Raw genomic sequence first — 19972 nt, forward strand, 5'->3', positions numbered from 1 at the left:
TATCTCAATGCAATTATAAAAGGTTAAATGAATGGTAAGACTGTTGACTAGACCACTTATTTACTTTTTTCGTTGCGCAAAAATTAATGGAGGTATGTAATAAATGGCGCACATCAGAAAAAGAGGTAAAACATATTCATATGCAATTGACGTTGGAAAAGACCCCTTAACGGGGAAGCGTAAACAAATAAATAAAGGCGGATTTATTCGAAAAAAAGATGCCGAGGCAGCTGCGCGGAAGATTGAATTGCTATTAGACGAAAATCGTTATATTGTGCAGAGCAAAGAGGTTTTTTCGGAGTATATCCAATATTGGTTTGAAAACTATTATCAAACTCGGATAAAACAAGCGTCTGCCATAAACCTTAAGTACATTATAGAGAAACAACTCATATGTGAGAATCCGTTTGCTAACAAAGAAATTGCAAAGATTACTACAATGGATATTGACCATTTTTATAATCTTAAATTAAAAGAAGGTTATGGTACAAGTTACATTCGAAAACTGCATCAACTGCTAAGGCAGGCATTAAGTCAAGCGGTTAAATGGAAAAAAATCGCGATTAATCCAGTTGAGGATGCAGCCCCACCCTCTGTGAAGTATGAAGAGATGTCAATTTGGTCATTTGATGCGATTCAAACATTTCTTCATAACTGTAAAGGTGAAAGACATTATTTAACTTTCTTACTGGCCATCTATACTGGCATGCGAAGAGGGGAAATTTTAGGCCTACAGTGGAGTGACATTGACTTCGACAAAAAAGTTATTCATGTAATCAGGTCGTTGTCTTATGTCCCAAAGAGTGGAAATGTTTTTACAACATTGAAAACCAAAAATGCAAAACGACAAGTTCCTATTCCGGAATTCGTACTCAATGAATTACGTATTCAAAAAAAACGTATAGAAAAGTGGAAGGAATTGGTTGGGCCAATGTTTGAGGATCAGGACCTAGTAATTTGTACAAATACAGGAACCTCACAAGATCCGCGTAACGTACTTCGGGTAATGAAGCGCATTGTAAGTAACACCAAGATACCAAAAATTCGGTTTCATGATATTCGACACACTCATGCATCCATTCTTATTTCAGAAGGGGTAGATATTGTTAAAATTTCTAAACGATTAGGTCATGCAAATCCCAAAATCACATTAGAATTTTATGCGCATTTATTACCGAATGAAGACAATGATATTGCTGACATTTTTCATGATGCTATTCAAAATAAAGACAAAGAAAATGAAAAAGGTTTAGAGTGATCTTGCGGACAAATTGCGGACAAACCAAAAAAGTAGATGTATATAGTTGTAAATGTTTATAAAAGAAAAAGCCCGTAAGTGTTGATATTTCAACACTTGAAGGCTTATCTACAGTATGATCTGAGAGGGATTCGAACCCCCGACCCCGTCCCTGTCAAGGACGTATTCTCCCGCTGAACTATCAGATCTTTAGATGTTTCTTCCGCTATTATATAAGTTTGATCTAAAGAGTACAATACTTTAAACGACTATTTTTCTATTACGTCTTTAGATGTATATGTAAATAAAGCTCTAGTCCATTTATGTTGATAGCAGTTAGTCTATACTAGAAAGTATAAGTTAGTACGGAGAAAGGAGAGGGTATATGGTGGATTATTCAAAAGAAGTAGAGCAACAATTGCATTTCTGGAAGTCTAGAATAACAAGGAAGTCTGGTATTATAGGTCGAGCTTCTAAAAACGTACAGAACAAGGTTAATGGTCTTATACCGGAGAAGTTCCATCAAGTGATGACAGAAAGTATTAAAAATATGGTGAAAGCAACGCTTGTAGGCTCCAACATGACAACGAAAAAACGGCTGCCATTAAAGCTAAGCCTTTATGAACGAGACGAGTTGCTGAAAGAAAAGCTTTCTACTTTCAGAAAAACAGCTGTTATTGAAGGAGCCGGTACAGGCGCAGGCGGAATACTGCTAGGGCTTGCTGATTTCCCGTTACTATTATCGATAAAGATGAAATTCCTTTTTGAAGCTGCTGCGATCTACGGATTTGATACGGATGATTATGAGGAACGACTTTTCATACTACATATTTTCCTATTAGCTTTTTCAAGTGAGGAAAAACGAAAAGATGCATTGTATATTATTGAAAACTGGGAACACCAAAAGCATTTGATTGCGGATATGGACTGGCGAGAGTTCCAGCAGGAGTATAGGGATCATATTGATTTGGTTAAATTGTTTCAGTTACTGCCTGGTATCGGAGCGGTTGTTGGGGCGTTTGCCAACTACAAACTGCTAGACCAACTTGGAGAAACAGCTATGAATTCATATCGGTTACGTTTATCCCGCATTAACGGGCAGTAAGACTCCCACTTCAAGTTGTAAGAAAAGCGAAAAGATAAGTGGGAGATCAACTGCCCGTAAAAGCCCGATTGGTTTAACTAACAATCAGTAGGGGATGAAGAACCCCCCACTGATTGAAGTTTCACTTTATTACACGATATCTAATTGACTCGCGTGTGAAATGATGGTATATTGAAAATATTCTAATTTAAAGGTGTGGTGAAGTATGTCGGTTGTAGGTATAAACTAATTTAGTTTAATAAGGCTTTTAATAACTGGTTTTGTACTAGTTTATTAAGCGTGCCTTGTTTCACAATGTTTAAGCAACATTGTGGATACCTACCTTAAGACTGCTTCCTTTTCCATATAATCGATTAACATAAATGGTATGTTAAGACGAAGAGCGTGGTGGGATTTGTCCTGCTATGCTCTTTTTTCTATCCTATTATTAGTTAACGATCAAAAATGCCTTGTGACGACCACAAGGCTGATGCCCGCAGGAGCTTTCTATCCATTTTTCGGTTTAAGCCGTAAATATGGAGAGGTAGGAGAGTTCTTGCGGGCATTTTCTAATTTCATTCAGTAGGGGTTTAAACCCTACTGAATGAAATTAGAGCCTCCGGCGGATGTCACAGATTTTGAAAGGAGTGAATTGAGCAAACTCAATTCAAAATCTGGACGCAAATACGCCAAGGCGAATTTGATTAAATAAGGAGGAATAAAAATGAATAAGATGACCTTTGAAAAATTACAATATAACGAACTAAAGGAAATGGTGAAATCCCATTGTGTAAGTAGTTTAGGGAAAGAATTACTGGATAAGCTACAGCCTAGCACCAATAGTAAGGTTGTAAAAAATAGACTAAATGAGACATCAGAGGCTCGAAAACTATTGGATGCTGAAAACCATCTCCCATTAAAGGGGATTTCCAATATAAATTATCTGATGGAAAAGCTTGAAAAAGGGATGATTCTTGGTCCATCTGAGCTAGTAGCTATTTCCGATTTTTTAAGAGGGTGTCGGGTGATAAAGAAGTTTATGTTAGGGAAGGAATTCTTTGCTCCTGTCTTACATGCTTATTCATATTCCATGATGGAATTTCAAAGTATTGAAGAGGATATTAATTACTCTATTAGGGGGAATAGAGTCGATTCGGAAGCTAGCAAAGAATTAAAGCGAATCCGTAATCAAATGGCAAAAACAGAAGAAAAAATAGAAGAACGTCTAAATAAATTTCTGAAAAGCAATGCGAACAAACAATATATTCAAGAATTTTTTATAAGCAAAAAAGATGATAGGTTTACGATTCCGATTAAAGCGTCGTATAAAAATCAAGTGGAAGGCACCATTATCGAAGCTTCTTCCAAAGGTTCTACAGTATTTATAGAGCCAGCTGCTATTTCTAAATTGAATGCTGAACTTGCTACTTTAAAGGCTGAAGAGTCAATGGAAGAATATCAGATTCTAGCTACCCTTTCAGGAAGCATTCTTGAACAAACGAGCCAGATTAACATCAATATCGAACTTATTGCTCAGTATGATATGATTTTTGCCAAAGCGAAGTTTAGTAAAACGATGGATGGTATAGAACCAAAGTTGAATAATCACGGGTACATTAAGCTGATAAGCTGTAAGCATCCACTTTTAACAGGAAATATTGTGCCTTTAGATTTTGAAATTGGAAAAGATTATCGAAGTTTAATCATTACTGGGCCTAATGCTGGGGGAAAAACAGTCGTGCTAAAAACGATAGGAATCCTAACATTGGCCATCATGTCAGGCTTTCATATAGCAGCAGCTGAAGGTACGGAGCTAGCAGTTTTCAATCAAATTTTTGTAGACATCGGGGACAATCAAAGCATTGAAAATTCCCTGAGTACATTTTCATCTCATATGAAAAACATATCTGAAATCATGAATGCGTCGACGAATAATACGCTTCTCCTTTTTGATGAAATTGGAAGTGGGACAGAACCGAACGAAGGGGCAGCACTAGCAATTGCCATACTCGAGGAATTTTATCAAATGGGCTGTATGACAGTTGCGACGACTCACTACGGAGAGATTAAACGTTACTCGGAAATGCATAGTGATTTTATGAATGCTGCGATGCAATTTAATAGCGAAGCATTAGAGCCTATGTATAAGCTTTTAATCGGCAAATCAGGTGATAGCAATGCACTATGGATTTCTAAGAAAATGAATTTGCGTGAAAAGGTGCTACAAAAAGCACAGCGTTATATAGAAAATAAAACATATGACCTTGAGCGAGTAAGAGACAATAAAATTAAAAAACCAGTTCTAGTTGCGAACCAGGAAGAGGTAACATATGAATTTGAAGTAGGAGACAGAGTAAAACTAACTGAACTTGAGGATTATGGTATTGTGTATGAGAAAAAAGATAATCATAATAATGTGTCCGTGTTTTATAAAAATGAAATAGTAAAAGTAAATATAAAGAGATTGCAACTGGAAGGAAAAGCAACCGATTTATATCCAGAAGGATATGACTTAAATTCTTTGTTTGTTAGTTATGCAGAACGGAAATTTCAACATGACATGGAAAGAGGTTCTAAAAAGGCATTGAAAAAAGTTTCAAAAGAAATAAAGAAAAGGCTCAATGAATAGTTACTCCAAATAGTTTTAGGTAAATTCATGCCCATTATGGGTTAATCGATGGTTTAGAGGGTAGAATAAATTAGGAAATTCTATTTTATAAAATGTTAGGAGGAAATAGGGATGGATGAAAAGATGGGCGGTATTGAAGTTGGCGAAATTCTAACTGTGATGGATGAAGATAATCGAGAGCAAGAAATAGAAGTGATTGGTCTATTAACGATTGAAGATAAGGAATATGCAGCGGTAGCATTTGCAGATGATGCTCAAGAAGATACATTAGAAGAGGTAGATGTGTTCTTTTTCCAAGTGATAGACGGAGAGGAATTAGCGGAAATAGAGACTGACGCGGAATTTGAAAAAGTATCTGCAGCTTTTTTAGAAGCTCAAGAAGCGGAAGAAGAGGAATAAAAAAGGCTAAAAAAGAGAGGAGGATACTTCCTCTCTTTTTTAGAGCAATCCCTCTCGGCAGTCTGATTTCCCTTGAAATGTATTATATTTTTTCACTTCGCTTATTGTCACCTCTATTTCTTTGATGTAATGCTCAAATAGAGGATAATTTCCTGATTCGTTAAAATTCTGTTGATCAATAGAATTTAGCAATGCAATTATCCCTTTACATTTTAAATCATCAGAAGATGGGATTTTAGATTCTCCCTCTATTTCTCCTCTTACTACTAACTCTCCATTGCTATCTTCCATTTTAAAGTAGAATTTTTTTGTGTCATTATGGTGCATTTCAGACCACTCCTAACATAATAATCGAATCCCTTAATAATATATCCGCGATGAACAGTTTTACTCACACATTGTATTTAGGCTAGTATATCTAAATGATTTTGATCAATATTATTACTATTGGATTTAAATGTGGTATCTCCATGATTAATGCCAATATTTGTATTGCTAAAAAGCCTGTATTATATGATAATCCAAAGGTACGTTATATAGAGAGTTAAACATTTTACGTGAGGAGGAGTTAAGATGGAACAAAATCAAGATGAAATTAAGGTAGGACAAATCTTTACAGTGCTAGATGAAAACGATCAAGAGCAAGAAATGGAAGTGCTCGGGCTGTTAACTGTTGAGGAAACAGAATACGCTGCAGTAGGATTTGTAGAAGATATTCAATCTGAATCGGAAGAGGATATTGATGTATTCTTTTTCAGAGTGGAAGATGAGGAGTTATCTTTTATCGATACAGATGAAGAATTTGAAAAAGTATCTTCAGCATTTTCAAAATTAGAGGATGATACGATTTTATAAAAAAGAAGGGCTTAACTAAAGCTCTTCTTTTTTTTATAGGAATGTTCTCCATTCACTTGTCATAGAATCTTAAGGATTGTGCATGAGCGCCAAGAAAGGGAGAGAATAACAATAAAATAATATCTTATTCACAATTCACTGAATATATTGTACAATTTAGAGATTACAAGTTTAGGAGGATTATTTTGGCGAAATTAAAGAAATTTGGAATTGTATTAGCTTCATCAGCTTTATCTTTTGGCATGTTTTCTTCTATTGCAAGTGCTTCACCCAATGAGGAGGGGCAACAAGAAAGAATCCAAATTCAAGTCGCTTCAACAGAAAATGTTTTTACGAAGAATGATTTAATTAAAAAGTTTCATGAGTTATTTCCAAAGAAGTTTGATTTTTTAACGAGTAGTGACTTTTATATGGGCGGTGCTCACATTTACCCTGATGATAATACTGTACGTTATGATTTGTCTTTCAACAAAACGATTGATGGAAAACGAGTGTATGGAAGTGTTGGTTTTGTTGGAGAAAAATTAGAGATTGAGCAATTTTACTATCAGCCAGCTCTTGAAAAAGACTCGTTATTTCCAGCAAAAGTCTCTAAAGAAGCTGCGAAGAAAATAGCGGTTGATTTTGTAGGACAATTTTTGAATGGAGAAGAATATGAGCTAGAGCCAAACTATTACAACTATTATCCTCAACAAATTTTAACAGAACCGATTCGCTACTCCTTTTCTTTCGCACGTACAGAAAACAAAGTCTCTATCGCTGATCAAAGAATAGAAGTAACAGTGCTTGGAAACGGGGAAATCGTTAACTTTTATAAAAATCCTATTAAGTCGGAAAAAGCTACATTTGACGATGCAAAACAAATAATAGATCAACAAAAAATATTAGAAAAAGTAAAAGAGAATCTATCTGCAAGTTTGCAGTATCAGCTAAATAACGATTATCAAACTGGTGAACGCAATGTACAGCTTATCTATCAACCGACCATGAAATGGCAAGGTGTACATGCATCTACAGGTAAATGGCTTACTTCCAATGGTTACGTAGAAGAAGTTCCTAAAACAACGAAAATCGAGAAATTAGCTGCTAATCCATTGCCTCCAAAACAAAAGGGTATTACAGTCGAGTCCGCAAAAAAAATAGCAGAACAGTTCCTAAATCTAAAATCCGATAAAGTTAAATTGACTATTTCATCACTAGATGAGATTGAAAATTATAACGGACAGCCTGTTATTAGTGTCCAGTATATGTATAACTATGCGAACGGTGGAACGGGCGGAAGTATAGAAATAAATAAAAATACAGGTGAAATTATTCAGTACTATGATGTTAAAAGTCACCTTCTTGAACAAATCGGAGAAAAACAGAAAACAGAAAAACCAATTTCTAAAGAAGCAGCGCTAGCTCAAGCAGTGAAATACTTAAAGGAGTGGGCTCCATCTTATCTACACAATTACGCTATGCCTGTGGATGAGCCGTTTTTTGAAAAGGGAATGAGTAATTATTATTTCAATTTCCCGAGAGTTGTAAACGGTATTGTTGTGCAGGGAGATCAAATAGGAGTACAGATAGCAGCAGATGGTTCTTTAGGTAGCTTAAATATTAGTTTCCAAGAGGTAGAAAACTGGCCTGCGATAGATAAAGTCATTTCTGCCGAAGATGCAAAAGCAAAATTAAAAGAGGCATTAAGCCTTAAACTGAATTATTTGAAACAAGGTATCGACGTAGACAATCATCATTATGATTTAGTGTATTCTCCAACTTTCAATGAGGATCCAATGAGTTATTTAGATGCACAAACAGGAGAATGGAAAAGTATTTATGGTGCAAACAATACAACTGTCATTTCACATCCTTGGGCTGAAGAGGAGCTCAACTATCTGATTAGCGCGAAAATATTGGATATCAAAAACAAGAAAGATTTTAATGCAGATGCTTCTATTACAAAAGGAGAAGCGCTAAAAGTAGTGATGAATTCCATTTCTTATTTTTATTCCGGGGGTTATTATGGGAATAGAGAAAATATGCCCCAAACATTTGATAATATAGATCCAAAGCATCCACTATATCAATCCATAGAACGGGCAGTTGAGATGGGCGTTATTAAACCTGCGAAAAGCTTTGATATGGATGCTAAAGTGACCCGAGAAGAACTAGCGGCTTGGTATATACGTGTGCTAGGACTTGAGCAAGCAGGCAAACATAGCGACATTTATAAACTAAACTTTGCGGATGCAAATAAAGTGAACAAGGAATATGCTGGATATGTAGCGCTAGCAAGTTCTTTGGGATTATTAGAGACTGATCAAGACAAGTTTAATCCTGAACAGGAAGTGACCTACGCGGAGCTAGCAGCCTCAACGATACGCTTAGCTCATGAAATGTCCGAAAAAAGAAATGGCTTGTATTATTAACAAATAGGTTCAATTTTGAAAGGCTTCTGCCGTGTTTTATTTATACGGTAGAAGTTTTCTTTTGCATGCCTATGGTGTAATTTTTATCGTTTTAGGCGTGCTAATTCTAAATTATCGGAAGAACAAAAAAGGAAAATATATGCAGACCAATGGGGATAGCGATAGCTGTGAGTGTATTTGGGATTGGAATGATATTATAGCCGATACTAACTTCAAGTAGCGGATTAGTGGGATTGGGAGTACGTTTTGTGATTGTCGGCTTGATTTTAGTGTTGGTTGACTATTTAGAGGAATAATACATAATTTGATAGTTATATTGAGTTATAGATATTGAAAGAAAGAGTGAGTTGATGAAGCTCAGCTCATAGTGTAAGATGGATTTTATGGATAAAAATACATCGAAGGTGAGTTATATGCAATATCATGGAAGAATATTTTCAATTGCTGTAGTTATACTTTTTAATATAATTCGTTATTATTACTATCATCAATATTTAGAGTTACCTTTTAGATGGAACTTTTTTTTATTAACTTTTATTTTTTTGACGATAGCTTGGTGGTGTGGTAAACAATTCGATTATGCAAAATATTATTCTGAAAGAGATCCATTAACTAATACATATAATCGGCGAACATTAGAACGAAATTTCAATAAAATCTCAAAAAAATTTGTTGGAGAAGGATATTCTTTAGGGGTTATTATGTTGGATCTTAATAATTTTAAAGAAGTAAATGATCAATACGGTCATCAAAAAGGTGATGAATTACTGATCCTAATTGCATCTAAATTAACTAATTTTGTAAAGAAAAATGATTTAGTTGCAAGGTGGGGAGGCGATGAATTTGTTATTTTAGTATCCAATATAACAGAAGAATTCGGTACCGATTATACACAGAACTTATTAAAAAATATAAAAGAACATAATCCCAGTGAGTTTACTTCTATAGGAGCTTCTATTGGATATGCAGTTTACCCAAGGGATGGAGATAATTTGCAAAAATTAATTCAAATAGCAGATAGTGGAATGTATAAAGAAAAACGATATAGTGTTAAATAAGTTTATCGTGGATTTCTTCTATAAATCAGAACTAAGTTTGCTTGAGTTTATAGAAAAGAGTAAAGAAAAGCAACGATGCATAAATAGGTATCGTTGCTTTATACTTTACTGAGAATTGGCTTCATATTCCCCTTCACCATCAACTGCTACTAACACGAATGAATTGTATCGCTCTGAAATAGGTAGCGGAACTTTGGCATATACTTGACCTTTTACTGGATATTGTGGAAAAGCAGATTAGTATACATTTTACATAGGTGAAGGTACTCTAGGTATAGAATGTACATATCTTTTTAAAAGGAGAGAAAAAAATGCAAGTTATTAATGGTAAAACCGCTCTAATCACAGGAGCTGGTCGGGGAATAGGAAAAGCAACAGCAATCGCATTTGCAAAAGAAGGTATTCACGTTGGGTTGCTTGCTCGTACAATTGAAAACTTAGAACAAGTAGCAACCGAATTAAAAGATTTCGGAGTAAAGGTTTCCATTGCAACCGCAGATGTTGCTGACATAGATTCTGTTAACCAAGCAGTAGAGAAGATAAAAGCTGATCTTGGTTCAATAGACATTTTAGTAAATAGCGCAGGCATTAGTAAATTTGGTAATTTCCTTGATCTAGATCCAGCTGAATGGATGAAAATAATTCAAGTAAATGTAATGGGGACTTACTACGTAACACGAGCAGTATTACCTGAAATGATTGAAAGAAAAACAGGCGACATTATTAATATCTCATCCACTGCAGGACAAAAAGGTGCACCAGTAACAAGCGCTTATAGTGCATCAAAAGCAGCTGTTATCGCATTAAGTGAATCATTAATGCTAGAAGTAAGAAAACATAACATACGTGTCGTTACACTAACACCAAGCACAGTCGCTACGGATATGGCAGTCGAGTTAAACTTAACTGATGGCAATCCTGAAAAAGTAATGCAACCAGAAGATCTTGCAGAATTTATGGTTGCTCAGCTCAAGATGAATCCGAGAATCTTGCTTAAATCTGCGGGATTGTGGTCGACAAATCCATAAATATTAAAAGAGAACAGCATAAATCATGCTTTTCTCTTTTTTGTATAATCCATTTTTTCAAGGAGAGACTAACTTAAAAGAAAGGATGGGTAATCATGAAAGATAATAAATTTGCGGATCTTGATCGTGAGCAGTTGGAAGAAATTAACGAGTTAGAAGATAGACTTGGGATTACACTTGTTGCTTATGAAATTTCCACAACCTTTGATAGTACATCCAGTGAAATTTCTTCCACATAAAAATATTATACAAATTGAGTTGTCTCATAGTTAGTCAATTGACTATGAGACAGGCTTATGGGATGCTTTTACAACTAAACTTGTGTAAGCATTACAATGTCGCTATACAAGATCATCCAAAGTTGTTTCTAACAAAGATGGAATAGTCAATACAACTAACTAATATAAATATTGATATAAAAATATATTGACACATGAGTCTTCTGAATATATATTATTTTTATACCAATTTTCTGAATAAAAGAGCATTTTCTTTTTTTTACCCAAACTTGTACCTACAACCTGTTGACTGGTCGTGTTCGATAAAATATTGTACTAGACTACTTGGAACCATGTAGTACAATTATATAAATTGAAAACGGTTGCAAGGGAAAGAGGTAGAAAAATGGTTACATTAAAAGATATTGCAGAACATGTTGGAGTCTCAATTACGACAGTTTCTCGCGTTATTAAAAATGATTCTTCAAGGAATGTAAATCCTGAAACAAAGAAAAAAGTCTGGCAGGCGGTAAGAGAGTTGGGTTATACACCAAATGAATACGCAAGACATCTTGTCGCATCTTCCGTACAAGAGAAGAAACAGACCAAGAGAATAGCATGGCTTGCTAGCCCGCGTTTAGCAGAGTCTAATCCGTACTTTTCAAAAATCTATTCAGGCATTAGTGAAACATTAAATAATGCAGGCTACACGCTACTGCTATTAAGTAATGAGGATTTGGAAGATGAAGCCTTTTTCCATCAGATGATTAGGGAAAAGGAAGTCGATGGGGTATTGCTGATTGATAAAGTCGATGAAAAAATACTTCTTGAGATCAAGGATATGATACCCGTTGTAGGAGTTGACTTTAACTATAGTGACCATGCAATCTCTACAGTAGATTATGACAGAGAAGAAGCTGCGTACAAAGCTATAGAACATTTAGTTTCAAAAGGACATCGTCAGATTGGTTTCATCGGCGGTGGTATCGACATTGAAATGACAAATGAAAAACGATTCAAAGGTTTTAAGAAAGCGATGAATGAGTTCGGAATAACTGTAGAAGAAAATTGGATCATTAATTCTAATTGGTGTTTGGAACAAAGCTACAAATCAACAAAGGATTTATTGAATCTTCCTCAAAGTAATCGTCCAACTGCTATTTTATGTGCTGGAGATTTACTAGCGATAGCGGCAATGCGTGCTGCACACGAACTAGGTCTAATAATCCCTGAGGATATTGCTTTTATTGGTATTGATAACAATGAAATGGCTCAATATGTCGTTCCATCATTAACAACTATATCGATACCTCAATATGAAATGGGAGTAATTGCAGCAAAAGCGTTGATTAATCAAATAGAAGATAATGTGAATATAGCTTTAAAAACCTTATTACCGTTTGAATTATTAGTACGTCAATCAACGTAAAACTACAGATTAGTTTTGTTAACCCATTAAGGAAAACGTTTTCCGGTATTTTGGATACTTTTTCCCAAATAAAAATATAGATGAGGTGTAGGAATGAGAAAAGTAAGAATTGGGATTATAGGAGCAGGTTTACGAGGCGGACTTGCTCATTACTGGCACAAGCCAGATGGAGAATCGGAAGTTGTTGCGCTAGCAGATATTTCCCAGGAACGATTGGATAAGTTTCAGGAAAAGTTTGATACTCCATTGTTTTTGACTAAGGACTACAAAGAATTATTGAAACGCGATGATATTGATGCAATTGCGGTATTGTCTCCCGATTATTTACATGAAGAACATGTAACTGCTGCTCTGGAGGCTGGTAAACATGTCTATTCTGAAAAACCACTTGCTATTACGGTCGAAGGATGTGACCGAATCATTGACACTTGGCAGAGATCAGGAAAACATTTGATGGTTGGTTTTAATATGCGTTATATGAGCATGTACCAAACGATGAAAGAACTCATTGACTCAGGGGCTATTGGAGAATTGAAAGCCATTTGGGTTCGCCATTTCGTCGGCTTTGGTGGTTATTTCTACTACCACGATTGGCATGGAAAATCGGCAAATACAACTTCACTTCTATTACAAAAAGGTTCCCACGATCTGGATGTAATTCACTGGATCTCTGGTAAGTATGCGACGAAGGTGTCTGCATTCGGTGGTCTTGATTATTATGGTGGGGACAAGCCAAACAATTTAACATGTCCGGAATGTGACCTTAAAAATACTTGTCCTGAGTATGTGCCACATACCTTTACGGAATGTGCATTTAGAGAAGAAATCGACGTTGAAGACAATAATATGCTCATTATGGAGCTAGAAGGAGGTATTAAGGCATCTTATCTTCAATGTCATTTTACTCCAGATTATTCGCGTAACTATACGTTCATCGGGACAGAGGGCCGTATAGAGAATGACGACGTCAACGGGAAAATTTATTTGAAAACGCGTAAAACAAATACATGGAAAGAGCTTAGTGATGTTACTTACGAGATGAAACCGGAAGAAGGTAGTCATGGCGGAGCAGATCCAAAAATTACGCAAGACTTTGTTGAGCTAATTTTGTATGATAAGCAACCTCTTACAACTCCATTTGCTGGGAGAATGAGCGTAGCGGTTGGATGTGCAGCAACAGAATCTATACGTGCTGGTGGTAAAGTTGTTCATATTTCTCAAGAATCTAATATTGTTCACAATTAAGTAGGTTTGTAAGAAAAGGGGTGTGATTGTGACAAATTTAAGTGAAGATGTAGGTTATGTTAAAAAAATAGAAGAAAATGAAAAAAGGAAGTCTTTGAAAAAACACCAGAAGGAAAAGAAGAATGTATTAGTCGACTGGAAAAAAGCTTTTCGAAAAAATTGGGAACTATACGTATTACTTACACCAGTCATTTTATACTTTCTAATTTTTCACTACTTTCCTCTCTATGGATTGCAAATTGCATTTAAAGATTTCATCGCAACAAAAGGGATTACAGGAAGCCCGTGGGTAGGTTTTAAACATTTTGAGCGTTTCTTTGATAGTTATTATTTTTGGAGACTTATTAAAAATACTTTAGGGATAGGTATTTTCACATTAGTAGTTTCTTTTCCAATTCCAATTATACTAGCGCTTATGCTCAATGAAATTAAAAGCTTGCGTTATAAAAAATTCGTGCAGACAGTTATATACGCACCGCATTTCTTATCGACAGTCGTTGTTGTTGGAATGCTACTGCTGTTCTTAAAAACAGATGGACTGGTCAATCAAATAATTCAACTTTTCGGAGGGACACCTATTAGCTTTATAACAGAACCAGCTTGGTTTAAGAGCTTGTATGTGTTTTCAGATGTTTGGCAAACGATGGGATGGAGTTCTATTATTTATATTGCTGCACTTGCAGCGGTTGACCCAGCGCAACATGAAGCTGCAATGATAGATGGAGCGTCAAAATTTCAACGAATTATTCATATCAATATCCCGGCAATCATGCCTACTATCGTAATTCTTTTCATTTTGAATGCTGGATCTGTCATGGCAGTGGGTTTTGAAAAAGTCTTTCTTATGCAAAACGATCTAAATATGTCGACGTCAGACGTTATTTCAACATTCGTTTATCGAAGTGGAATTTTAGAAGCACAGTACAGTTTCTCGGCTGCAGTGGGACTTTTCAACTCGCTTATTAACTTCATTATGCTTATTATGGTAAACCAGATTGCGAAAAAAGTGAATGAGACAAGTCTATGGTAAGGGGTGGCTAGATTGAGAGAAAGTAAGACTGATCGTGCGTTTAATATATTCAACTATGTTTTTCTTGCAATTGTGGCTTTACTCGTAATCTATCCATTGATTTTCGTTCTTAGTGCATCTCTTAGTAACCCTGAGAACGTAATATCAGGTGATATGTGGTTATGGCCAAAGGAGTTTACATTAGATGCATATGAAAAGGTGTTCCAGAACAAGGATATTATAAATGGGTTTATTAACACACTGAAGTATACAATTTTTGGCACTATCCTAAACGTCGTTATGACTATTTTGGCAGCATATCCGCTATCTCGAAAAGACCTAAAGGGTCGGGGGTTTATCATGGCATTTATCGTCTTTACTATATTTTTTAGTGGAGGACTTATTCCGACGTACTTACTTATCAGAGACCTTGGGATGCTAAATACATTTTGGGTAATGATCATCCCAAACGCAGTTGCAGTTTGGAATATCATTATTATGCGAACGTTTTTCCAATCTATTCCTCATGAATTAGAAGAGTCGGCAATGATTGATGGAGCAGGGAACTTCAGAATTTTATGGAGCATTGTTTTGCCACTATCATTCCCAGTAATAGCAGTTATGGTTCTCTTCTATTCAGTTGGTCACTGGAATTCATACTTCCAGGCACTGATATATTTACAGGATCAAGAGAAGTTTCCACTTCAACTGATTCTTCGACAAATTCTTATTCAAGGTCAAACGGATGACATGATCAAGGCAACGTCAGAAAGCTTTTTAGCCCAACAACTAAGCGTGGAAGGGTTGAAATATGCAGTACTTATAGTTGCAAATTTACCGATGCTTATGCTCTATCCGTTTTTACAGAGGTATTTTGTGAAGGGCGTCATGATTGGATCACTCAAAGGGTAACAAGGGAAAAAGGATAAATGAGGGGGAGAATGTATTGAAGAAAAGCTATTTTGTGGGTATGACCGCAACTCTATTACTGACAGCTAGTATTTTGGGTGCTTGTTCAGATGAGGAAGGGGCAGCTAAAAAAGGGGAAAATGCTGGTAATGTGAAAGCGACGGGTATGCCGATTGTAGAAGAAAAAATTCAAGTGGATGGTTTTGCAGCGAAGTTTTTCGCATCTCAGGACTGGAATAATCTGATGCTTTGGGAAGAGTATGAAAAAATGACCAATATCGATGTGGAATGGGAAACTGTACAAATCGAGGGGTTAGCGGAGAAGAAAAACTTAAAACTTGCAGCTGGTGATTACCCTGATTTATTTTTCGCTTCAGCATTTTCGAAGACAGATCTGCTTAAATATGGTCAACAAGGTGTATTCTTGCCACTAAATGACTATATCGATGAATACGCACCAAACTTTAAAAAGATTTTAGAAGATTATCCTTCTGTGAAACAAGGCGTGACGATGGCGGACGGAAATATTTATGGCTTTCCAACTTTTTATGACCCGAATTTTGAATCACTTCGTGCTGGTACTCCATGGATAAATAAAGATTGGCTTAACAAATTAGGGCTAGAGGAACCTGAAACGACAGATGAATTGTATAAAGTATTGAAGGCGTTTAAAGAACAAGATCCAAATGGCAATGGACAAGCAGATGAGCTTGGATGGGGAAGTGGATATGGTATTGATCAGTTCATTCATTATTTGCGCGGGACCTATGGCTTGAACAAACAAGGATCTATGAATATAAACTTAGACTTTAAAGAAGGTACTGAAGAATTCCGCTTTGTTCCTGCGACGGATGAATACAAGGAATTACTTACATTCTTAAACAAGCTTTATATGGAAGGTTTAATTAACCAAGATGTTTTCACAACCGAACCTCATGTGTTTGCTGCAGAAGCATCTAAAGGAAACTATGGTATGTTGAGTGAAGTTGACCCGAAAGAATTATTTAAACTAGATGGTTACATTGGTGTTCCTGTTCTCGAAGGTCCAACTGGTGAACGTTCTTACAACTTCGTTTCCAATGGTCTTGGAAATCTAGGAATGTTCGTATTGACGGATAAGGCTGAAAATCCAGAAGCAATGGTTCGTTGGATGGATTACTTTTATGGAGAAGAAGGTTCTAAGATGTTCTTCATGGGATTTGAAGGAGTCACGTATGAAGAAGATGAAAGTGGGAAATTTAAATATTTGGATACGATTACAAATAATCCTAATGGTTTGAACATGGACCAGGCAATTAGTGAGTACTTAACATGGCCTGGTGGGTATTACCCTGGAATGGTTAGACAGAAATTCTTCCAAGGTGCAGAAGCTACAGAAAACTCTATTCAAAATGCAGAGAAAACTCTACCTTATACTATAAAGGATGAAGACATTCTTCCAGGTCTAAATTATACAGTGGAGGAAAGTGAACAAGTCGGTGCAATTATGACAGATATCCAAACGTACATCAATGAAATGACTGCAAGTTTCATCACTGGTAAACAAGACTTTAGCAAATGGGATGAGTATAAGAAAACGCTTGATAAAATGGGATTACAAGATTATCTTGAACTTGCTCAAGGAGCTTACGAACGATCAACAAAAGAAAAGTAAAATAATAATACTCATACAAAGATTCTCATTTGTATGAGTTTTACCCTTTAAGGGAGGTAGCAATATTGGATTTAAATGGATGGAAAGGAAAACTATACTGGTTCGTAGAATTTGTGACGATGCTTGCAGTATTGCAACTGATGTGGATTGGGTTGACACTACTCGGTCTAGTAATTTTTGGAGTTTCTCCTGCTACAGTGGGGCTCTTTGGAGTAATGAGAAAAAGAATGCAAGGACAAGATGAGTTGCGAACACTATTAAAAAATTATTGGGTTACGTATAAAAAGGAGTTTGTTAATTCTAATAAGATTGGAGTTATTTTAATAGGTATCGGTTATTTTCTGATCATCAATTTGCAGATTGCACTAACGATGAAAGGGACGTACGCTTTGTTTATGTTAACAGTAATTGTTATGATTTCGATTTTGTATGCTGTAATGTCGATGAATATATTCCAAGTATATGCACATTATGACCTACCTTTTGCACGTTATTTTTCAACATCTCTTTTACTAAGTATTTCGTTCCCTCTTCAAGTTCTTGGGTCCTTTATCGGGCTCTACATACTATATCGAATTTTCTTATTCATACCTGGACTTCTACCGTTTTTCGGAGTGAGTCTAACAATATTGTTTCTTACTTGGATGTCATCTCAAATTTTCCGGTTGAAAGGTGAATACGATGGAACATTACAGTTGGAGGAAGAGAAAAATTCAATACAGTCATTTAAAGAGGGTGCAATATGAAAAATATCTATTTAACCAATGCTACTATTGTGCTTGAAAAATCAGTTATACAAGATGGGTTTGTTCATATTAAGGGTGAAAAAATCGAATCTGTCGGAAAAATGGCAGACTGTCCCCCCATTAATAATAAGGAAGAAGTGTTTGATTGCACGGATAAACAATATGTTATTCCTGGAATGATAGATATACATGTGCATGGGGCTGGGGGATATGACTTTATGGATTCAGAGCAAGAGACTATTGATGGTATTGCTCTTGCGCTTGCCAAAGAAGGGACTACCTCTTATCTGGCGACAACGATGACAAATCCGCTTTCGAGAATTAGTAGTACACTTAAGAATCTTGCTAGCTACAAAAGAAATAGTAGTAGAGCGGGTATCGCAGAAATGGTAGGAATCCATTTGGAGGGACCCTTTATCAACAAAGAACAAAAAGGAGCCCAACCAGAAGATGCTATCCTGCCACCTAATTGTAAATTGTTTGAAGAATGGCAGGAGCTATCTGGAGATGCTATTAAAATTGTAACATTTGCTCCTGAATTAGATGCCAATTTTGAGCTATTAAAGAAACTTCGACTAGCAGGAGTTATTCCATCGATGGGACATACAAATGCAACTTACAATGAAACAGTTCAAGCTATAGGTCAAGGAATAACACATGCGACTCATCTATTCAATGGTATGAAAGGATTGCACCACCGTGATCCAGGTGTTGTGGGCGGTGCACTTCTACATGATGAGGTTTATGTTGAAGTAATTCCAGATGGTATTCATTTTCATGCAGACTTATTGAAACTAGTAGTAAGAATGAAAGGACTTGAACGTATTTTGGTTATAACCGACGGAATGCGAGCGAAGGGGATGCCTGATGGAATTTACGATTTAGGCGGACAGAACGTGACAGTTCGTGACGGGAAATGTTTATTAACGTCAACTGGATCTCTTGCGGGTAGTATAGTGACAATGAACAAAGCAAGGCTGAATCTACGCACATGGCTTAGTTTGACGATTCTGGAACAGATACAGGTTACATCTATAAACCAAGCTAAACGTTTAGGTCTCTTTGATAGAAAAGGATCCATTCAAGCTGGGAAAGATGCTGACATCGTAATTCTTGGTATAAATGGAGAAGTCGAATTGACGATTTGCAGAGGGGTTATTGCTTTTCAATGTAAAGATGCATTTAAATGATGTAAATCTTTCTGAATTGATGATATATTGAAATTGTGAAGACGTAAGAAGAAGGATGAAAAAGATATGAAGCCGTTAGACCAAGGAAGTATTATTCCATTATATCATCAATTAAAGCAACGGTTAGATGCTCGGATTCGTGCAGGTGAATGGAAGCCGGGAGATAAAATTGATTCGGAAAATCGTTTAATGGAAATGTTTCAGGTAAGTAGAAATACAGCTAAGAAAGCGATTGAAGAATTGGTTCAAGAAAGGATACTTTATAGGGTTCAAGGGAAAGGAACCTTCGTCTCCAAACCTAAATTTGAGCAGTCCTTAGGTGGATTTTATAGTTTTAGTCGAGTTTTACATGAAAAAGGCCTTCATCCAACTGACCAAGTGCTTGAAGTAAAAGAAGTTGAACCTTCTGCAACTGTGAGGGATGGATTGCAACTTCCCAAAGGCGAAAATGTAGTTGAAATGAAGAGATTACGCTGTGCGGACGGGGAGCCAATTATACTTGAATCATCGTTTATGCCAAAGTCGGTTATACAGGATATGTCGGTTCTGTACGAAGTAGGAACCTCGTCCCTATATGATTTATTGGCTGAACGTTATAACGTGACTGTAGTTCGTGCAAAAGAAGCATTCGAGCCGGTTTTAATTCGAGAAGAGGAAAGTATACTTCTTCAGACGAAAGTAGGGAAACCTGCTTTGTTATTGGAGCGAACTGCATATGACACGAATGAACAACCTGTCGAGTTTTGTATTTCAATTGTAAGAGGAGATCGCTGCAGATTTTACACAGATCTTCATTAAACTCATAGAAATTTCTATGAGTTTTAAAATAGATTTAGTTGTACCAACAACCCACTAACGAAAGGGGTCA

Annotated in this window: 18 protein-coding genes and 1 tRNA gene; 17 read left to right on the forward strand and 2 right to left on the reverse strand. The window is 36.1% G+C overall.

Annotation, left to right across the window (positions count from 1 at the left end):
* Positions 1-103: 103 nt before the first annotated feature.
* The gene (locus tag FG382_RS15935; RefSeq protein ID WP_142539878.1) at positions 104-1258 is read left to right on the forward strand and encodes a site-specific integrase; all 1155 of its coding nucleotides are present in this window, start codon (positions 104-106) and stop codon (positions 1256-1258) included.
* A 116-nt stretch (positions 1259-1374) separates the two neighbouring features.
* Here the strand turns inward: FG382_RS15935 and FG382_RS15940 are convergent.
* Positions 1375-1446, reverse strand: a tRNA-Val gene (locus tag FG382_RS15940).
* Positions 1447-1622: 176 nt separating this feature from the next.
* Between FG382_RS15940 and FG382_RS15945 the strand changes: the two genes are divergently transcribed.
* The 3 genes from FG382_RS15945 (at position 1623) to FG382_RS15960 (ending at position 5349) form a co-directional block, all read left to right on the forward strand.
* Positions 1623-2342: an EcsC family protein gene (locus FG382_RS15945; RefSeq protein WP_142539879.1), complete on the forward strand. Its 720-nt coding sequence runs from the start codon at positions 1623-1625 to the stop codon at positions 2340-2342.
* 703 nt (positions 2343-3045) lie between these two features.
* A complete protein-coding gene (locus FG382_RS15955; protein ID WP_142539880.1) occupies positions 3046-4950 on the forward strand; it encodes an endonuclease MutS2 in 1905 nt (634 codons plus the stop codon).
* Between the two features lie 123 nt (positions 4951-5073).
* Positions 5074-5349 (forward strand): DUF1292 domain-containing protein, encoded by a 276-nt coding sequence (locus FG382_RS15960; RefSeq protein ID WP_142539941.1) that lies wholly within the window; start codon positions 5074-5076, stop codon positions 5347-5349.
* A gap of 39 nt (positions 5350-5388) precedes the next feature.
* Here FG382_RS15960 and FG382_RS15965 read toward each other — a convergent pair whose 3' ends face one another.
* Positions 5389-5676 carry a hypothetical protein gene (locus FG382_RS15965; protein WP_142539881.1) on the reverse strand — a complete coding sequence of 96 codons (288 nt, stop codon included), beginning with the start codon at positions 5674-5676 and terminating at the stop codon, positions 5389-5391.
* Between the two features lie 246 nt (positions 5677-5922).
* Here FG382_RS15965 and FG382_RS15970 point away from each other — a divergent pair, with 246 nt between their 5' ends.
* The 13 genes from FG382_RS15970 to FG382_RS16025 all read left to right on the forward strand — a co-directional run bounded on the left by FG382_RS15970 (position 5923) and on the right by FG382_RS16025 (position 19902).
* Positions 5923-6204 carry a DUF1292 domain-containing protein gene (locus tag FG382_RS15970; RefSeq protein WP_142539882.1) on the forward strand — a complete coding sequence of 94 codons (282 nt, stop codon included), beginning with the start codon at positions 5923-5925 and terminating at the stop codon, positions 6202-6204.
* Positions 6205-6389: 185 nt separating this feature from the next.
* Positions 6390-8618: a YcdB/YcdC domain-containing protein gene (locus FG382_RS15975; RefSeq protein ID WP_142539883.1), complete on the forward strand. Its 2229-nt coding sequence runs from the start codon at positions 6390-6392 to the stop codon at positions 8616-8618.
* Between the two features lie 383 nt (positions 8619-9001).
* Complete coding sequence (locus FG382_RS15980; RefSeq protein ID WP_244950540.1) at positions 9002-9676, forward strand: GGDEF domain-containing protein; 675 nt, start codon at positions 9002-9004, stop codon at positions 9674-9676.
* A gap of 311 nt (positions 9677-9987) precedes the next feature.
* A complete protein-coding gene (locus FG382_RS15985; protein WP_142539884.1) occupies positions 9988-10704 on the forward strand; it encodes a 3-ketoacyl-ACP reductase in 717 nt (238 codons plus the stop codon).
* Between the two features lie 95 nt (positions 10705-10799).
* Positions 10800-10943, forward strand: coding sequence for a hypothetical protein (locus FG382_RS22715; protein ID WP_170206553.1), 144 nt, complete (start codon positions 10800-10802; stop codon positions 10941-10943).
* A 385-nt stretch (positions 10944-11328) separates the two neighbouring features.
* Positions 11329-12351 carry a LacI family DNA-binding transcriptional regulator gene (locus tag FG382_RS15990; protein WP_142539885.1) on the forward strand — a complete coding sequence of 341 codons (1023 nt, stop codon included), beginning with the start codon at positions 11329-11331 and terminating at the stop codon, positions 12349-12351.
* 93 nt (positions 12352-12444) lie between these two features.
* Positions 12445-13596 carry a Gfo/Idh/MocA family protein gene (locus FG382_RS15995; RefSeq protein WP_142539886.1) on the forward strand — a complete coding sequence of 384 codons (1152 nt, stop codon included), beginning with the start codon at positions 12445-12447 and terminating at the stop codon, positions 13594-13596.
* A gap of 94 nt (positions 13597-13690) precedes the next feature.
* Complete coding sequence (locus tag FG382_RS16000; RefSeq protein ID WP_188713350.1) at positions 13691-14626, forward strand: ABC transporter permease; 936 nt, start codon at positions 13691-13693, stop codon at positions 14624-14626.
* Between the two features lie 12 nt (positions 14627-14638).
* Positions 14639-15517 carry a carbohydrate ABC transporter permease gene (locus tag FG382_RS16005; RefSeq protein WP_142539887.1) on the forward strand — a complete coding sequence of 293 codons (879 nt, stop codon included), beginning with the start codon at positions 14639-14641 and terminating at the stop codon, positions 15515-15517.
* Between the two features lie 34 nt (positions 15518-15551).
* Positions 15552-17168: an extracellular solute-binding protein gene (locus FG382_RS16010; protein ID WP_308421269.1), complete on the forward strand. Its 1617-nt coding sequence runs from the start codon at positions 15552-15554 to the stop codon at positions 17166-17168.
* 65 nt (positions 17169-17233) lie between these two features.
* On the forward strand, positions 17234-17914 hold the full coding sequence (locus tag FG382_RS16015; protein WP_142539888.1) for a YesL family protein: 681 nt from the start codon (positions 17234-17236) through the stop codon (positions 17912-17914).
* Positions 17911-19104, forward strand: coding sequence for an N-acetylglucosamine-6-phosphate deacetylase (gene nagA, locus FG382_RS16020; RefSeq protein WP_142539889.1), 1194 nt, complete (start codon positions 17911-17913; stop codon positions 19102-19104). The genes FG382_RS16015 and nagA overlap by 4 nt, the downstream gene beginning before the upstream one ends.
* 66 nt (positions 19105-19170) lie before the next feature.
* Entirely contained in the window at positions 19171-19902 is a 732-nt protein-coding gene (locus FG382_RS16025; protein ID WP_142539890.1) for a GntR family transcriptional regulator, read from the forward strand.
* Positions 19903-19972 lie beyond the last annotated feature (70 nt).

The organism is Psychrobacillus lasiicapitis, assembly GCF_006861795.1.
In the GTDB taxonomy this organism is placed as follows: domain Bacteria; phylum Bacillota; class Bacilli; order Bacillales_A; family Planococcaceae; genus Psychrobacillus; species Psychrobacillus lasiicapitis.

What these genes read in the sequence shown, in the direction of transcription:
- FG382_RS15980 (WP_244950540.1), top strand. Translation starts at nt 9,002, where the DNA reads ATGGATAAAAATACATCGAAGGTGAGTTATATGCAATATCATGGAAGA.
- FG382_RS16025 (WP_142539890.1), top strand. Translation starts at nt 19,171, where the DNA reads ATGAAGCCGTTAGACCAAGGAAGTATTATTCCATTATATCATCAATTA.
- FG382_RS15935 (WP_142539878.1), top strand. Translation starts at nt 104, where the DNA reads ATGGCGCACATCAGAAAAAGAGGTAAAACATATTCATATGCAATTGAC.
- FG382_RS15970 (WP_142539882.1), top strand. Translation starts at nt 5,923, where the DNA reads ATGGAACAAAATCAAGATGAAATTAAGGTAGGACAAATCTTTACAGTG.
- FG382_RS15960 (WP_142539941.1), top strand. Translation starts at nt 5,074, where the DNA reads ATGGGCGGTATTGAAGTTGGCGAAATTCTAACTGTGATGGATGAAGAT.
- FG382_RS15990 (WP_142539885.1), top strand. Translation starts at nt 11,329, where the DNA reads ATGGTTACATTAAAAGATATTGCAGAACATGTTGGAGTCTCAATTACG.
- nagA (WP_142539889.1), top strand. Translation starts at nt 17,911, where the DNA reads ATGAAAAATATCTATTTAACCAATGCTACTATTGTGCTTGAAAAATCA.
- FG382_RS15955 (WP_142539880.1), top strand. Translation starts at nt 3,046, where the DNA reads ATGAATAAGATGACCTTTGAAAAATTACAATATAACGAACTAAAGGAA.
- FG382_RS15945 (WP_142539879.1), top strand. Translation starts at nt 1,623, where the DNA reads ATGGTGGATTATTCAAAAGAAGTAGAGCAACAATTGCATTTCTGGAAG.
- FG382_RS15985 (WP_142539884.1), top strand. Translation starts at nt 9,988, where the DNA reads ATGCAAGTTATTAATGGTAAAACCGCTCTAATCACAGGAGCTGGTCGG.
- FG382_RS15995 (WP_142539886.1), top strand. Translation starts at nt 12,445, where the DNA reads ATGAGAAAAGTAAGAATTGGGATTATAGGAGCAGGTTTACGAGGCGGA.
- FG382_RS22715 (WP_170206553.1), top strand. Translation starts at nt 10,800, where the DNA reads ATGAAAGATAATAAATTTGCGGATCTTGATCGTGAGCAGTTGGAAGAA.
- FG382_RS15965 (WP_142539881.1), bottom strand. Translation starts at nt 5,676, where the DNA reads ATGCACCATAATGACACAAAAAAATTCTACTTTAAAATGGAAGATAGC.